The following is a 16,170-nucleotide window of genomic DNA, read 5'->3' as shown; positions in this document are numbered from 1 at the left end:
GTTATTCTCCAATCGATAATAGCCATTGGCTAAGTACCAATTCGGTATTTAGCCCAGTATGCGTTTGCAGCTGACGCTGCAGTTGATGTAATTGTCGCAATTGCGTATGAACGTGATGAGTCGCCATCACATTCGCCACCTCAGCCACCAAGGCGTGATGATGGCGATGCAAAATAGCGTGTTTTGCGCCTTGTCGCCACTTGAGCACATCAAGTAGAAAGTGGCTCAGCCAGTCCAGTGAGGCAGGATAGTGTGCGACCAACACCTCTGATGTGTCAAATAAGCCAGCACGGCTTTTTACGTAGGTCGCGAAGCCATTGATCACCGCATGATGATGATCGAGTCCTCCAGATTCAACAAAATCACGTGCTGCCAATGGCGCACCGCGGTAAAGCGTGACCGCATGCTCAGGAACCGTGCGCTTCAACGCTTGCTCAATCCAATGCTTCGCGGTTTCGTTATCCGGCTGTGGCGCTTTCCAGACGCTGCATCGACTGATAATCGTCGCTAACAAGCTATCAAGTGACGCGGTTAGCAACACGAAGTAACATCCTTCTGGCGGCTCCTCTAATGATTTTAATAGCGCGTTAGCCGCGGCCTCACCGAGGTTTTCAACGCGCTCAATCACGATAAAACGGGCACCGCCTAGCTGCGACGTTTCCATCGCTTGACGTTGCACCTTACGCACCGCATCAATGCCTATCTGCTTACCGGGTTTTTCAGGCATCAACCAGTGCATATCAGGGTGATTACCGGCATCAAATAACTGGCAACTATGACAACACCCACATGCTTGATCGGCCTGCTGCTTGCACAAACGCACCTTGGCCAAATGACTGGCCATTGCGCGCCGACCGCTTCCTGGAGGGGCAGCCAGTAATACGGCATGTGGAAAGCGTGCGGTCACTAACAGTTGCTGCCAGTGCGTCCATACCGTATTAAACCAAGGAAACACGTGCGGGGCGGGATGGCGCGCGACGACTGACTCACTCATAACGTTTTCAGTTGCTTAAGCCACGTCAATAACGCCGTTTTAATGCTGGCGGTCACCACCTCGAGTGGTTGACTGGCATCGATAATCACCACACTCGGATCCTGGTGCGCTAACGCCAAATAACGCGCGCGAGTGCGCTCAAAAAAGTCGATCTGCATTTGCTCAATCCGATCGAGCTCACCGCGTCCACGGGCACGCGCCAACCCCATTTCAGGATCAATATCCATATATAGCGTCAAGGCGGGAGCAAAGTCACCGAGGACAGTCGCTTTTAAGCTTTCCATTAGTGCAGTATCCATCCCGCGTCCACCGCCTTGATACGCTTGGGAAGACATATCATGACGATCACCAATCACCCACTGCCCTTTTGCCAACGCTGGTTTGATCACGTTTTCAACCAGTTGAACACGAGCCGCGTATAGCATTAATAACTCGGCTTTATCTGTTAAAGGCTCCTCAGGATGGCCTTGTTTTACCAAGGTTCGTAACTGCTCCGCAAGTGGCGTCCCACCTGGCTCACGCGTAGTGATCACATCATGAATGCCGGCATCGTGGAGTACCTGCTTCACTTGACTAATGGCAGTACTCTTACCCGCCCCTTCAAGGCCTTCTACGACGATAAAATGATTGTTCATTGATTTCTCAACACTTTTAGGTAATCACGCACAGCTCGATTGTGTTCGGCCAATGTCGTGGAAAATTGATGGCCCCCTTTGCCTGTCGCGACAAAGTAGTAATAATCAGTATGTGCCGGTTGCGCGGCAGCCATGATCGACGCTTTACCTGGCATCGCAATGGGCGTAGGCGGCAACCCATTAATCACATAGGTATTATAGGGTGTCGGCGTACGCAAATCGCGCTTACGGATATTGCCATCATATTGCTCTCCCATGCCATAAATGACCGTGGGGTCCGTTTGCAAGCGCATGCCTTTGCGCAACCGGTTAACAAATACAGAGGCCACGTTTTCACGCTCACTGGCAACGGCTGTCTCTTTTTCGATGATAGAGGCTAAGATCAATAACTCATAGGGCGTTTTAATGGGCAAGTCGTCGGCACGGTATTGCCATGCTTTCTCGAGTGTGGCCTCCATGGCGCGCACGGCACGCTGTAACAGTTCAATATCCGTATCATTCACGTCGTACGCATAGGTTTCAGGCAGTAACAATCCTTCCAACTTGTCACGTGATACTCCGAGCTGTTCGGCAATGACAGCTTCACTGACCCCCTCTAGGGTATGATCTAAGTGCGGTGCGGATTGCAGCTGTGCACGCCACTGTGCGAACGTGCTCCCTTCGACAAAAGTGATTGATGCATGATACTGCTGTCCCGATCGGAGGGTGGTGAACGCTTGCGCGAGCGTTTGCCCAGGTTGAAGTTGAAATGTCCCCGCTTGAACGCGGGTTAACTCAGGATATAGATGAGGGGCAAACTTGGCCCAGAGACTTGATGCCACCCAACCTTTGGCTTCAAATTGCCTTATAACGCGTTGATAGTGCGCACCGGCCGGCACAGTGAATAATTGAGGCGATTGAATCGACAAGGGCGTCGCAACGAATGCTTTCGTCTGCCATATTACCACGGCGGCCGCTAGCACAACCAACGCCATTATCACGCTGATCCCCCCTAAAAGTCGCTTTTTTAGCACGCGTTTAACCTCTGTTGTAACACCCGAGTCAGGGTATGTGTGTTAAATGGTGTGTCGTTGATTGCCGTGACCGGCACTACTTTCATTAAGGTGTTGCAAATAAAGACTTCATCGGCCTGGTAAAGCGCTTTCTCATCAGTGTTCACCGTATGGCACTGCACATCCCCAACGCCCTCTATCACAGCCATCACTTTATCGCGCATCAATCCAGCCATCACTTTATCGCGCATCAATCCAGCCACACCGGCATACTGTAGCGCCGGCGTATAAACCACTGGGCCACTACGCCAAAAAATATTTGCAGCTGAGGTTTCCACTACATGGCCAAACATATCGCTTACCACCAGATCATCGGCTGTGGTATCAGCGAGTGCCTGTTTGAGTAACACTTGCTCGAGCCGATTTAAGTGCTTTAACCCCGCCAACGGTGAGGCGCCCAATTGAATGAGCGTGGTTGCCAGCGAGATCCCCTGTTGCTGCCACTGGTAGTAATGGGAGGGAAAAGGATGCAGACTAACGATAACCGTCGGTGCCGTGCACCCTTGGGGGCTATAGCCACGCCCACCTTGACCACGGGTGATGATCACTTTCAGAACCTGCTCACCTTGAGCCTGTTGACAGGCCAAATCAAGGGTGTGCGCTAATAGGACCCAATCAACGTCTGCAATGGCTAAACGCTGACAGGTATCCTGGAGGCGAAGAAGATGTGCATCGCGATCGAGCAACACCTTGGAATACACATGACCTGTGGTAAAACAACCATCACCAAATTGTAAGCCCCGATCGGACACCGCTATCTCAGTGCTAAGCTGTCCATTAACCCAGTGCATGATTCCTTGCCACCTCACCAATAAAAACGGCCCGACAAATCGGACCGTTATTATATCAAAATCTCTCAATCAAAATCTCTCATTACGCAGCGCTCACTGCGCGTGTCATTAGATTTTTTTGAAGATCAAAGAGCCGTTGGTGCCACCAAAGCCGAATGAGTTACACAGCGCATAATCCATTTTTACATCACGCGCATGATGTGGCACATAATCGAGATCGCACCCTTCATCAGCATTATCAAGGTTAATCGTCGGCGGTACAATTTGGTCAATCAATGACATCGCGGTAATGATCGACTCCACCGAGCCTGCCGCGCCAAGAAGGTGTCCTGTCATTGATTTGGTCGAAGACACCAAAACGCTATCCGCGGCTGCCCCCATCGCACGGCGCACGGCCTTACTCTCGGCGACATCACCCGCCGGGGTTGAGGTGCCATGGGCATTGATGTAACCAATTTGCTCAGGCGTGATGCCTGCATCACGAATGGCAGCTTCCATCGCAAGTGCAGCACCAGAGCCGTCTTCACTGGGTGATGTCATATGATACGCATCACCACTCATACCAAAGCCGACGAGCTCACAATAAATCGTCGCCCCGCGAGCTTTAGCGTGTTCATATTCTTCAAGCACCATCACACCAGCACCGTCGCCGAGGACAAAACCATCACGATCTTTATCCCAAGGACGCGAGGCCGCTTGAGGATCATCGTTGCGGGTCGACAGCGCTTTCGCTGCAGCAAAACCACCGATACCAAGCTCTGTCGAGGCTTTTTCGGCGCCGCCTGCCACCATGGCATCGGCATCACCAAACGCAATCATACGCGCCGCATGGCCAATATTGTGTAGGCCGGTGGTACACGCGGTTGAAATCGAGATATTTGGACCGCGCATGCCATAGTTAATCGACACGTGACCGGCAATCATATTGACGATGGTTGATGGCACAAAGAAAGGGCTAATTTTACGTGGACCCTTCTCCACAAATGCACGGTGGTTCTGTTCAATTAAACCAAGGCCACCAATGCCCGATCCGATCGCAACACCAATACGGTGCGCATTGTGGTCGTCAACTTGCAGTCCGGAGTCTTGAATGGCTTGAACACTGGCCGCGATACCGTATTGAATGAACAAGTCCATTTTTCGTGCATCTTTTTTCGACATGTAGTCTTCACAGTTGAAGTCTTTAACCATGCCGGCAAATTGAGTAGCAAAGGCACTGGTATCAAAATGCTCGATGGCAGAGATACCGCTTTGCCCGGCTAGCAGAGCTTTCCATGAGGACTCAACTGAGTTACCGACGGGTGATAACATACCCATGCCAGTCACAACAACACGACGCTTAGACACGATGATATTCTCCGGAGAATATTAATTTGGATTGTAGAGTAGAGTAAAAAAAACACAGGCGGTCAAGGAGACCGCCTGGTAGGATTCTGAGATTACGCTGAAGCGCCGACTACGTAGTCGATAGCGGCTTGTACAGTCGTGATCTTTTCTGCTTCTTCATCTGGAATCTCTGTATCGAATTCCTCTTCAAGAGCCATTACCAGCTCAACGGTATCCAGAGAGTCCGCGCCCAAGTCGTCTACAAATGAAGCTTCGTTTTTCACTTCTGCTTCGTCGACACCTAGTTGCTCAATGATGATTTTCTTTACGCGTTCTTCGATGTTGCTCATATTAATACTAGTCCTTACAAGATTCGCAGATGCGATATGTGCTGTAGTTTATTCATTAATGTGGAAGTTGCAAGACCTCCACGGCTGGTCAAACCACGATTTGGGGACAAATCAATCGGAGTTTGACGTGTGTCATTCCAGATTGCAACGGTCTCGATCAAATCATGTACATGCCGCCGTTAACGTGCAAGGTCTCGCCCGTCATGTATGCGGCATCGTCTGATGCTAAAAAAGCGACCGTCGCAGCAATCTCTTTAGGATCGCCTAAACGTCCCGCGGGCACTTGTGCCAAGGTTGCTGCACGCTGATCGTCACTGAGGGCCTTCGTCATATCGGTTTCGATAAACCCAGGCGCAACGGTGTTAACGGTAATGCCACGCGCAGCCACTTCACGTGCCATGGATTTAGTAAAACCAATGACACCTGCTTTTGCCGCAGCATAGTTGACTTGTCCCGCATTCCCCATCACACCGACGACAGAGCCGATATTGATGATTCGACCGCAGCGTTTTTTCATCATCGCACGCAAGACTGCCTTTGATAAACGGAAAATCGACGTCAAGTTGGTATCGATGATATCTTGCCACTCGTCGTCTTTCATACGCATCAATAGGTTATCACGAGTGATACCCGCGTTGTTAACTAGAATATCAACATCACCAAATTCTTTTTTGATCGTGGCTAAAACGTCCGCCACTGAATCCGATGATGTGACATTCAGGGCCAACCCTTTACCGTTTTCACCGAGGTAGTCGCTGATCGCTGCGGCACCGTTTTTACTGGTTGCCGTCCCGATCACTGTTGCACCGCGCTCAGCCAAAAGCTCTGCCGTTGCTCGGCCAATACCTCGGCTCGCACCTGTCACTAGTGCTACTTTTCCATCTAGTTTCATTCGGTTACCCTTTTAATTGATTCTGCCGACATCGGCCGGCAGTCACAGAATACTGTTACCGCACAGTCACACTTAGGCTGTTGCTGCCGCCAAGCTGGCGCTATCGTTAACAGTCGCACTGCTCAATGATTTGTTGATGCGTTTGGTCAATCCGGTTAGGACTTTACCTGGCCCAAACTCGAGCAGCTGCTCAACGTCTTCAGTCGCCATACGCTCAACGGTTTCCGTCCAGCGGACTGGACTATGCAACTGGCGCACCAGTGCTTCTTTAATAGCGGCTGGGTCCGTTGGTGTCGCCACGTCGGCATTATTGATCACAGGAATGACAGGCACATTAAACGTGACAGATTCAAGTGCTTGCGCTAATTTTTCAGCAGCAGGTTTCATCAGTGCACAGTGTGACGGCACGGATACCGGCAACGGTAGCGCCCGCTTAGCGCCCGCTTCCTTGCACAGTATATTAGCACGTTCAACCGCGTCTTTATTCCCAGCAATCACGACTTGACCGGGCGAGTTGAAGTTAACCGGCGAAACAACCTGATCTTGAGCGGCTTGTTCGCACGCCGTTGCGATAGCGTCATTGTCGAGACCAATAATCGCTGACATCGCACCGACGCCTGCAGGGACCGCTTCTTGCATCAATTGGCCACGTAACTCGACAAGCTTGATGGCTGCTTTAAAGTCCAATACCCCTGCACAGACCAAAGCTGAGTACTCACCCAAGCTATGACCCGCGAGTACCGAAGGCGTTGCCCCACCTTGCGATTGCCAGACCCGCCAAATCGACACTGACGCCGCCAACAAAGCAGGCTGAGTGCGGTGGGTTTCATTCAAATCTGCCTCGGGACCTTGTTGAACCAACGCCCACAGATCATAGCCAAGCACCTCAGAGGCCTCTGCAAACGTCTGCTGAACCACACCATATTGTTCAGCTAACTCACCGAGCATACCCACGGCTTGCGAGCCTTGGCCCGGAAATACGATCGCTGTTTGAGTCATATTCGTTTCCTATTAGTTTAGAACCTGACCAGTGCAGAACCCCATGCAAAACCGCCACCAAATGCTTCAAGCAATACCGTTTGACCACGTTGAATGCGTCCATCACGCACCGCTTCATCAAACGCAGTCGGTACAGAAGCCGCTGATGTGTTGCCATGACGGTCTAGGGTCAACACCACTTGATCCATCGACATCGCGAGTTTTTTCGCGGTCGCTTTAATAATTCGGTAGTTCGCCTGATGAGGAACTAACCAATCAATGTCTGATTTTTCGATTTGGTTCGCCTGAAGGGTTTCCGTGACAATATTCGCCAGCTGCGTTACCGCCACTTTGAACACTTCATTGCCGGCCATATAGAGCCAGGCTTCATCCGATACATGGGATTGGCCCCGATCGGGATACTTCAGTTTCAAAAGCTCACCAAATTTTCCATCCGCTTTTAAATGGGTGGACAAAATACCATCTTGCTCATCGGCCGAGAGCACGACGGCTCCCGCACCATCGCCAAACAAAATAACGGTAGACCGATCCGCGGGATCGCAGGTGTGCGAGAGGCGATCGGCACCAATCACAAGAGCATGTTTTGCCAGCCCATTTTTAACGTACTGATCGGCCACACTCAACGCATACACAAAACCAGAGCATGCAGCGGCAATATCAAACGCTGGACAACCTTGTATCCCCAACATCGCTTGCACATCACAGGCCGCAGCTGGAAACGCACGTTCACCACTGGTCGTGGCAACAATAATGAGATCGATATCATGTTTGTCGATGGCGGCCATTTCAATCGCCTGTACGCCGGCTTGATAAGCCATTGAGGCAACGGTGTCTGTCGGTGCAGCAATGCGACGTTCTTTGATCCCCGTACGAGTCACAATCCACTCGTCACTGGTGTCTACCATTTGTTCAAGGTCAGCATTGGTGCGAACCTGTTCAGGCAAATAGCTGCCTGTGCCCAAAATCTTACTATACATGAAGACTACTAATGCCTCTCGAGAAGAACTGCCTCTAAACGGTCACTTATCTTAGTTGGGATTTGCCGTTCGACCTCGTGCACCGCTTCAAAAATAGCGTTTTCGTAAGCGGCGATATCTGCGCGTCCGTGGCTTTTTACAACGATGCTGCGCAATCCTAGCAAACTTGCGCCGTTGTACTGGTCGGGTTTCAGCTGTTGGAGTTGATTTAAAAGCTCAGAAAATAGCCATTTCGCGATCCAGCGCTTGATAGGATGAGGATTAAGGTGCGCTTTCACCTTATCGGTGATCAAACGGGCGACGCCTTCGCTGGTTTTTAATGCGACATTGCCAACAAAACCATCACAGACAATCACATCCGTTTCACCGGTGTAAATCTGGTCGCCTTCGACATAACCCGTGTAATGCACCGATGGGCTATGCAAAAGCAAGTCAGCACAACGACGCACCCAGTCATTCCCTTTGATCGCCTCTTCACCGATATTTAATAAGCCAACCCTTGGCGTACGGCCAAGCTCTGCTTCGGCTAACACCGCCCCCATCACCGCAAACTGGAAGAGCGTATCCGCGTCACAGGCCACATTCGCCCCTAAATCAAGCAACCATTTACGTTGATGATTGGCTCCGGGCAGCGCAGTCACTAGCGCCGGTCGATCGATACCGGGTAATAACTTCAGAAGGTATTTGGATAACGCCATCAAAGCACCGGTATTGCCGGCACTGACACACGCATCCGCCTCACCACTGGCGACGCATTCAAGCGCGACACGCATGGAGGTATAGGCGCTACGTCGCAATGCGGTAGACGGGCGCATATCATTAGGGATTACGTCCGGGGCATGGACGATCGATAGTCGGGGATGATGCTGGGCATTAAGTTGACGAAGCGACGCTTGGATGCGAGATTCATCGCCCACTAGCATCACTTTTAGGTCCGCAAAACGCGACAATGCCTGCACGGAGGCAGGCACTGTGACTTGGGGACCAAAATCCCCGCCCATCGCATCGAGTGCAATGGTTAGCCTAGTCAAGGGTCAACCTTACTTGTTGATAACCTTGCGGCCACGGTAGAAACCGTCTGCAGTCACATTGTGACGCAGGTGAGTTTCACCGCTGGTTTTGTCTACAGATACAGCTTGAGTACCCAGTGCATCGTGTGAACGACGCATACCACGCTTAGAACGGGTTTTACGGTTCTTTTGTACGGCCATTGACCCTACTCCTCGTTACTTTGCTTTAAGTTTTTTAGTGCGGCAAACGGATTTGGACGCTCATCAGCAAGTGGGATTTCCCCGAACACCATGTTGTCCGTACTGACTTTGCAGTCTGTATCTTCGTGCATGGCAACTTGTGGCAAGGCCACAATCAACTCGTCTTCGACCAATTGAATCAGATCAATCTCACCGTTTTCGTCGACTAATGCCGGCTCATAAGCATCCGGTAAATTGCCCACCTGGTCTTCATTGAAAACCGGGCTATAAACGAATTCAGTTTCATAGCGATACGAGAACGGCCCCCAACAACGCTGGCACTCAAGACTCACTGAAACGGATGCTCGACCCGTTACAATTTTCAAACCTTGGGCATCAATGTCGAATGAAAGCATGACCTCTGCATCGCTATCGATGCTTTGGGTTGCCTCACCGAGGCGCAACAATCGCGACTTGTCTACAATACCATCGTAGTCGAGTTGCTTTTGGGCGCAACGGAACGGATCAACCGTCAGCGGTAGCTTTACCTTCTGCATAGGGCGCGAATATTAGCCTCCAAATGCGCTGGAGTCAAAGAAAATGTTACCTACGCGTCGCTGTTTAGGCTCGATAGCCACTCGGCCGGTTTGCCGACATCGCGCAAGTTATCTTTTCAGGTTAGACTGAGTGCGAACAATTAACAAAAATCGATCACGCGCGAGTCGTTTAGACACACTGGCGCGCTTAAAAAAGGAACGGTCATGCATACCACACAACCGCCAAAAATTGTGCTGGCATCAAGCTCCCCCTACCGCCAGGCCCTCTTAAAAAAGTTCGCCCTCCCCTTTTCGACTTTTTCACCTGCCATTGACGAAAGTCGACTCGAGAACGAACGCGCCACTCACTTAGTGGAACGGCTCGCACTCGAAAAAGCGATGGCCGGGATGTCGCTGTTCGATAACGCCATCATTATAGGCTCTGACCAAGTGTGTGTGATTGACGAGGAAGTCTTAGGCAAGCCGCATGAGCGAGACGTCGCCATTGAGCAGTTAAAGCGCGCCAGCGGCAAGAAAGTAACTTTTTACACGGGGCTGGCGGTGATTAATAGTGAAACCGGTGAGCATCAATCGGACGTTGAACCTTTTCATGTCGATTTCCGTGAGCTCACCGAGCAGGAGATTGTCCGCTACATCGATATCGAGCAACCGCTCGATTGCGCGGGGAGCTTTAAATGCGAAGGCCTAGGGATTGCCCTCTTTAACGCCATGCATGGCCGCGATCCCAATACATTAGTGGGGCTGCCACTGATTCGGCTACGCGAGATGTTAGAGAAAGAAGGGATCAGGGTTATCTAACCGGCGCGTGATCTATCAATGCGGTGAGGCTGTCCAATACAGCAACGGGACCAAAGGTCGTTAGGCTAGCGTGATCTTCAACGCCCCAAGTAACAGCCAACCGTGCCATATCCGCATTGACGGCTAACTGCATGTCATGGCCCGTATCACCGATCATAATCGCTTTCTCGCGCGCGATACCTGTTTGCGCTAACACTTCGTCTAGCATTTGTGGGTCAGGTTTAGATGCCGTTTCATCCGCGCAGCGCGTCGCAACAAATAAATCCTGCGTGCCTGTCTCTGCCATAGCCCGATCTAAGCCTGCTCGTGATTTTCCGGTAGCAACCGCTAATTGAAAGCCTTGTGCTTTTAATGCCACTAATGTGTCTTTGACGCCAGGAAAAAGCTGGCACGGTGTTGGATTGTCGTGGACAAATTGCTGACGATAATGCGCAACCCAACCCGGATACCAAACCGGATCAGCGCCGGGATAGAGTAATTGATAGCCCTTTTCCAGACTTAAACCGATCATGGCTTGCAAGCGTTCAGGCGGTAACACCGGCAACTGGCCGGTTAAACGTGCTGCCCTATCAAGGCTAGACACAATCCGTCCAATGGAATCCATCACCGTACCGTCCCAATCAAAAATCAGTAACGAATAAGAGGCAATGGCAGGATGCGGCTTTCTTATTGCCATATTTGACGCCGCATCACAATCAACAGTGGTCGGTGGTTCAATGTGCATTTTTACCTCGTGTTCTCAACTCTTACTGTTGCAAGACGCAGCGACAAAATACTGCGTATTGGCGATCTGGGAATACGGAAAAAATTATGCGTTTTTCGCCCGTAGCCCTTCAAGGGCACGCTCAAGCTTGGGCTCCATCGGCGCGCTGAGCGTCATGGTGTCTTCATTCCCCGGATGCACAAAACGGATATTGGCAGCATGAAGGAACAAGCGATCCAGTCCGACTGACCGGGTGTATGCATCAAAGCGCGGATCACCATAGCGATCATCCCATGCTAAAGGATGCCCGACATACTGCGCGTGTACCCGTATTTGATGCGTTCGTCCCGTCACAGGACTAGCCTGCACCAAGGTAGCGTCAGCAAAGCTTTCAATCACTTTAAAACGCGTTTCAGACGGTTTCCCCTTAGGGTTAACACGCACAATGCTATTCACCTCATTTTTTAATAGCGGTGCGGTGACTTTGCGCTGTTTGGCTGGCCATTTGCCCATGACTAACGCGTAATACTCTTTTTGCACCGTCTTTTCTCGAAACTGCGCCTGTAAATGTCGCAGTGCCGAGCGTTTTTTCGCAATCAATAAAATCCCTGAGGTGTCACGGTCAATCCGATGAACCAGCTCTAAAAAACGCGCCTTAGGTCGCAATGCACGCATGGCCTCAATGGCACCGAATTGCAATCCACTGCCTCCGTGTACCGCGGTCCCCGATGGCTTATTAAGCACTAACAGATGATCGTCTTCATGCAAAATACAATGTTCAAGCGCCGCTACTTTGTCTAACTTGGTGCTGGGTGCGGCTTTTTCATCTTTGTCGGGAAGACGAATAGGTGGCACGCGCACCACATCTCCCGGTTGGAGTTTATATTCCGGTTTTATCCGTTTTTTGTTAACTCGCACTTCGCCTTTACGAAGCACGCGATAAATCATACTTTTCGGGACATTTTTCAGCTGATTTCGCAAAAAATTGTCAATACGTTGGCCGGCGATATCATCATCGATGTCGATAAATCGCACTTGAGATTTTTGTTCTGTCATAACTTATTATTCTACCTCTAAGTGTGCTGACATGCACCTGTTGAGCGTACTAAAGCCGTTAAATCACGTGATAGCTATGCCGCAAAATCGCGGCAAAATCCGTTGAGTTCCGCTCTCTTCCTGCCGGGCAATCGTGCAAAAAAACGCCATATTCACTGGGTTTTTCTATCAATGCAACATAAGCCAATAAAGCCGATTGCTGGACTCTGGTCTCCCTGCTATAGTTGCGGCGTTAGTCAGAAAAGCAAACGCTTAGCTGACACACGGTTTATCGCCTGCGATAGAGATATCGCGCTTGGCAAACACGTGGCGCTCGGGGTATAAAACGCGAGTGGCGCGGTTGCGAATCGAGCAGTCGGTAACCGTCTTGCGGTTAATCCCGCAAGAGCACCATAATTCCGAATGCTTTTAAGGCGTTACGCGGCAATTGGCGTAAGACGTAAACCCAAAGCACCCGTTAGTGTGTTGACACGAGGCAATGAGTCAGTGTCAGAGCTATCCGCCATCGGTAAAAAACGGCGGACGCCAACTGTGTAATCCGGTGAGCCATAAAAACCGTTGCAGCTGGCCGATTAAAACTTGCCCGAGCGCACCCCTGATTTTCTCCAGCCGGGAGGCTGCACCATATCAGACTTGGGGTCAGGCAGCATTGGCGACTGCTCTCGTCATCAACCGCTAATAACAACGATAAATAAATGAGAAAAATCAGATGAAAAGAATGTTGATTAACGCAACTCAGAAAGAAGAGTTGCGCGTCGCATTGGTTGACGGTCAACGGTTATACGATCTCGATATCGAAAGCCCTGGCCATGAATCGAAAAAAGCTAACATTTACAAAGGACGCATTACCCGTATTGAACCCAGCTTGGAAGCGGCATTTGTTGATTACGGCGCAGACAGACACGGTTTCCTCCCGCTCAAAGAAATCGCCCGCGAATACTTCCCTTCCGGTTACAGTTATCAAGGCCGTCCCAACATCAAAGATGTGGTGAAAGAAGGCCAGGAAGTTATTGTCCAAGTAGACAAAGAGGAACGCGGTAATAAAGGTGCGGCACTGACCACCTTTGTTTCTTTAGCCGGTAGTTATCTGGTTCTGATGCCAAATAACCCGCGTGCAGGCGGTATCTCTCGCCGTATCGAAGGCGAAGAACGCAGCCAGCTGAAAGAAGCCATGTCCGGCCTCGAGCTGCCACAAGGCATGGGGCTGATCGTCCGCACGGCTGGGGTCGGCAAATCGGCCGAAGAGCTTGAGTGGGATTTAAAAGTGCTTCTTAACCATTGGCAAGCGGTGAAAGAAGCGGCAGCGGCAAACCCTGCACCTTTCCTTATCCATCAAGAAAGTAACGTGATTGCGCGCGCAATCCGTGACTACTTGCGTCGCGACATTGGCGAGATTTTGGTCGACAGCGAAAAAGTCTTCACACGGGCGCAAGAACACATCAAGCTAGTTCGTCCTGATTTTGTCAACCGCATTAAGTTTTATGATGGCGAGGTTCCACTCTTTAGCCATTATCAAATCGAGAGCCAGATCGAATCGGCCTTCCAACGCGAAGTACGCTTGCCATCCGGTGGCTCGATTGTTATCGATCCGACCGAGGCACTGACGTCTATCGATATTAACTCTGCCCGAGCCACCAAAGGCAGCGACATCGAAGAGACAGCTCGCCAAACCAACGTCGAAGCGGCAGAAGAAATTGCCCGCCAATTGCGTTTGCGTGACTTGGGCGGCCTGGTGGTGATCGACTTTATCGACATGACCCCAGTACGTCATCAACGCGAAGTCGAAAACATGCTCCGCGATTCGGTACGAATGGATCGTGCTCGCGTACAAATCGGCCGCATCTCGCGCTTTGGCTTGTTAGAAATGTCGCGTCAGCGCTTAAGCCCTTCATTGGCGGAAGCCAGTCATCATATTTGCCCACGCTGTAAGGGCACAGGCGTCATTCGTGATAACGAGTCACTGTCTCTTTCCATCCTTCGCTTGATGGAAGAAGAGGCAATGAAGGAAAACACCGCACAAGTACTCGGTATTGTTCCTGTCCCTGTGGCCTCTTATCTGCTCAACGAAAAACGCCGCTCCGTCCAGCACATTGAGAAGTACCACAATGTCAAAGTGGTGGTGGTACCAAACGCCGACATGCAGACCCCGCACTTTGATGTGGTTCGTGTCCGCGGTGGTGAAGAGATGGCTGACCTGTCTTATCAATTGCCCGGTCAAATCGACGCGTTAAAAGAAGCAGAAGCACGCGAAGAGCCACAACAAGCACGTCCAGCGAAAAAACGTGAAGAGCCTGTTCTGCAAGGCTTTGCCGCACCCGCGACACCAGCGCCAAGTGCGCCAGCTCAAGCGGCGTCGACCGAGGCATCCGCTAAAGCGACAACACCGGGGTTATTGGCAAAAGTCGGTCAGTTCATTGCTAAGCTATTTAGCGCGCCTGCCAGTGATGAGGCGACGAGCCAAACCACACAAAAGCCTGAAGCATCAAGCCAGGAACAAGGTCAGAAATCATCACGCGACCAACAAAATCGTCGCAATCAGTCTCGCGGTAGTCAATCGCGTGGCAACTCATCGGCTAGCAACCATAAGCCCGATGCGCAAGACGAGCAACGCGATAACAGCAGTAACGATCGCGGTCGTAACAATAAGCAACGTCGCCAGAATAAATCCCAAGAAGAACGTCGCGACACCAATCGTAAAGGCAAGAAGCCTCGCAACGATAACCGTAGCGACAAAGCGAAGAAAACCGCAGAGCAAGCACCAGCGGTCGAACCACAAGCCGACAGCAAAGCGGCGAAACCGCAAGCTGAAAAAGCGGATAATAAAGGTCAGAAGCCAAACGATCAGAAGGCGGAAAAAACCGAACAGGTTAAACAGCGCCGTCAACGTCGTAAGCTAAACCGTAGCGTGCGGATTAATAAAGACATCGCAGAGACACACGCGCCGGTCGAGACTGCCGCCGAGCCAGGCAAAGACTTGCATCAAGTCGGTGCCGAAGTCGCCCAACAAGCGAAACAGCAACCGGAAAACGGCAAAAAAGAAGGCCAGCAGGACAAGCGTCGTAACCGTCGCTCACCTCGCCATCTTCGCGCCAGTGGCCAGCGTCGTCGTCGCCGTCCAATAGTGAAAAGCCCAATGCCGCTCACCACGGGCATGGCCTCACCGGAAATGGCAATGGGCAAAGTGTGGTCAGCAGAGCAACCGGTCAAGGTGAGGCAAGATCGCCGTCGCCAAGATAAACGCCAAACCCATCAACCGAGTGTGAGTGGTATTGTAAGTGGTGTGGCGCGTCCTGAAATGGCGATGGGTAAAGTCATTATCATGCAAAGCAAACCGGCTGACGCGGCCCCCGTCTCAACCCGCCCTGCATCTTCTGTAGGCACACCCGCGGCTGAGAAGAAACCTGTTGTGCAGCCCGTGCAGACGCCTGAGGTGGAAACCACACCGCAAGTGGCCATTTCACCCGCACCGGCCACGACACCGGAGCATGATCCGAACGTCGATTTAGTGACCGAGAAAGTGATTGAGCGCGAGGTGGCAATCAATGCACCGACCGCCACTATTCAATATCGCCGCGCAACATCACCGATGATGAAAGCGCCGGCACCGAATGAGACAGTCGATCACAGCCCTGTGGCTATCGCCGCGTTTAACGCGCCAAACGCAGACGCCAAAGCAGCAGGTAGTGCCTGCGCTCGTGCATCAGCGTATGCGCCTGCGACCAAGCCCCAGCACTAATCGCTAGGCTTAACGGCATTCTTCAAAGGCCTCGGCATATGCTGAGGCCTTTTTTTAGATTTATTCCGCCGACGCAATACCTGTCACCCTACCCTCACTTGCAGCGATACATAG

General features: G+C 51.3%; 16 protein-coding genes. 2 read left to right on the top strand and 14 right to left on the bottom strand.

Features of this window, described 5'->3' with window-relative positions:
* Window position 1: 1 nt before the first annotated feature.
* The 12 genes from holB to yceD all read right to left on the bottom strand — a co-directional run bounded on the left by holB (window position 2) and on the right by yceD (window position 9,763).
* Entirely contained in the window at window positions 2-994 is a 993-nt protein-coding gene (gene holB, locus BZG77_RS06255) for a DNA polymerase III subunit delta' (RefSeq protein WP_077646609.1), read from the bottom strand.
* The gene (tmk, locus tag BZG77_RS06250; protein ID WP_077646608.1) at window positions 991-1,629 is read right to left on the bottom strand and encodes a dTMP kinase; all 639 of its coding nucleotides are present in this window, start codon (window positions 1,627-1,629) and stop codon (window positions 991-993) included. The genes holB and tmk overlap by 4 nt, the downstream gene beginning before the upstream one ends.
* Window positions 1,626-2,642 carry an endolytic transglycosylase MltG gene (mltG, locus tag BZG77_RS06245; protein WP_077646607.1) on the bottom strand — a complete coding sequence of 339 codons (1,017 nt, stop codon included), beginning with the start codon at window positions 2,640-2,642 and terminating at the stop codon, window positions 1,626-1,628. Before mltG ends, tmk begins: the two co-directional genes overlap by 4 nt.
* On the bottom strand, window positions 2,636-3,472 hold the full coding sequence (pabC, locus tag BZG77_RS06240; RefSeq protein ID WP_077646606.1) for an aminodeoxychorismate lyase: 837 nt from the start codon (window positions 3,470-3,472) through the stop codon (window positions 2,636-2,638). The genes mltG and pabC overlap by 7 nt, the downstream gene beginning before the upstream one ends.
* Window positions 3,473-3,580: 108 nt before the next feature.
* Window positions 3,581-4,819, bottom strand: a complete 1,239-nt coding sequence (gene fabF, locus BZG77_RS06235; RefSeq protein ID WP_077646605.1) for a beta-ketoacyl-ACP synthase II — start codon at window positions 4,817-4,819, stop codon at window positions 3,581-3,583.
* Window positions 4,820-4,911: 92 nt separating this feature from the next.
* Entirely contained in the window at window positions 4,912-5,148 is a 237-nt protein-coding gene (gene acpP, locus BZG77_RS06230) for an acyl carrier protein (protein ID WP_025673161.1), read from the bottom strand.
* Window positions 5,149-5,305: 157 nt separating this feature from the next.
* The gene (fabG, locus tag BZG77_RS06225; RefSeq protein WP_077646604.1) at window positions 5,306-6,040 is read right to left on the bottom strand and encodes a 3-oxoacyl-ACP reductase FabG; all 735 of its coding nucleotides are present in this window, start codon (window positions 6,038-6,040) and stop codon (window positions 5,306-5,308) included.
* A gap of 72 nt (window positions 6,041-6,112) precedes the next feature.
* Window positions 6,113-7,039, bottom strand: a complete 927-nt coding sequence (gene fabD, locus BZG77_RS06220; RefSeq protein WP_077646603.1) for an ACP S-malonyltransferase — start codon at window positions 7,037-7,039, stop codon at window positions 6,113-6,115.
* A gap of 17 nt (window positions 7,040-7,056) precedes the next feature.
* Window positions 7,057-8,016 carry a beta-ketoacyl-ACP synthase III gene (locus BZG77_RS06215; RefSeq protein ID WP_021023153.1) on the bottom strand — a complete coding sequence of 320 codons (960 nt, stop codon included), beginning with the start codon at window positions 8,014-8,016 and terminating at the stop codon, window positions 7,057-7,059.
* Between the two features lie 8 nt (window positions 8,017-8,024).
* Complete coding sequence (plsX, locus tag BZG77_RS06210; RefSeq protein WP_077646602.1) at window positions 8,025-9,047, bottom strand: phosphate acyltransferase PlsX; 1,023 nt, start codon at window positions 9,045-9,047, stop codon at window positions 8,025-8,027.
* Between the two features lie 9 nt (window positions 9,048-9,056).
* Window positions 9,057-9,227 (bottom strand): 50S ribosomal protein L32, encoded by a 171-nt coding sequence (gene rpmF, locus BZG77_RS06205; protein WP_021023155.1) that lies wholly within the window; start codon window positions 9,225-9,227, stop codon window positions 9,057-9,059.
* Window positions 9,228-9,232: 5 nt separating this feature from the next.
* On the bottom strand, window positions 9,233-9,763 hold the full coding sequence (gene yceD / locus BZG77_RS06200) for a 23S rRNA accumulation protein YceD (RefSeq protein ID WP_077646601.1): 531 nt from the start codon (window positions 9,761-9,763) through the stop codon (window positions 9,233-9,235).
* Between the two features lie 204 nt (window positions 9,764-9,967).
* On the opposite strand from yceD, the gene BZG77_RS06195 reads away from it, so the two are divergent.
* Window positions 9,968-10,561 carry a Maf family protein gene (locus BZG77_RS06195; RefSeq protein ID WP_077646600.1) on the top strand — a complete coding sequence of 198 codons (594 nt, stop codon included), beginning with the start codon at window positions 9,968-9,970 and terminating at the stop codon, window positions 10,559-10,561.
* On the opposite strand, the gene BZG77_RS06190 is transcribed toward BZG77_RS06195, so the two are convergent.
* Both BZG77_RS06190 and rluC read right to left on the bottom strand, forming a co-directional pair.
* On the bottom strand, window positions 10,554-11,285 hold the full coding sequence (locus BZG77_RS06190) for an HAD-IA family hydrolase (protein ID WP_241844114.1): 732 nt from the start codon (window positions 11,283-11,285) through the stop codon (window positions 10,554-10,556). The genes BZG77_RS06195 and BZG77_RS06190 overlap by 8 nt on opposite strands.
* A gap of 84 nt (window positions 11,286-11,369) precedes the next feature.
* Entirely contained in the window at window positions 11,370-12,320 is a 951-nt protein-coding gene (rluC, locus tag BZG77_RS06185; RefSeq protein WP_077646599.1) for a 23S rRNA pseudouridine(955/2504/2580) synthase RluC, read from the bottom strand.
* Window positions 12,321-13,038: 718 nt separating this feature from the next.
* Between rluC and rne the strand changes: the two genes are divergently transcribed.
* Window positions 13,039-16,056, top strand: coding sequence for a ribonuclease E (gene rne / locus BZG77_RS06180; protein ID WP_077646598.1), 3,018 nt, complete (start codon window positions 13,039-13,041; stop codon window positions 16,054-16,056).
* The last annotated feature ends 114 nt before the right edge of the window (window positions 16,057-16,170 follow it).

The organism is Salinivibrio sp. IB643 (genome assembly GCF_001996105.1).
Classification (GTDB): domain Bacteria; phylum Pseudomonadota; class Gammaproteobacteria; order Enterobacterales; family Vibrionaceae; genus Salinivibrio; species Salinivibrio costicola.
Note: the sequence above shows the minus strand (reverse complement) of the source record. Positions and strands in the feature narration are given on the sequence as shown.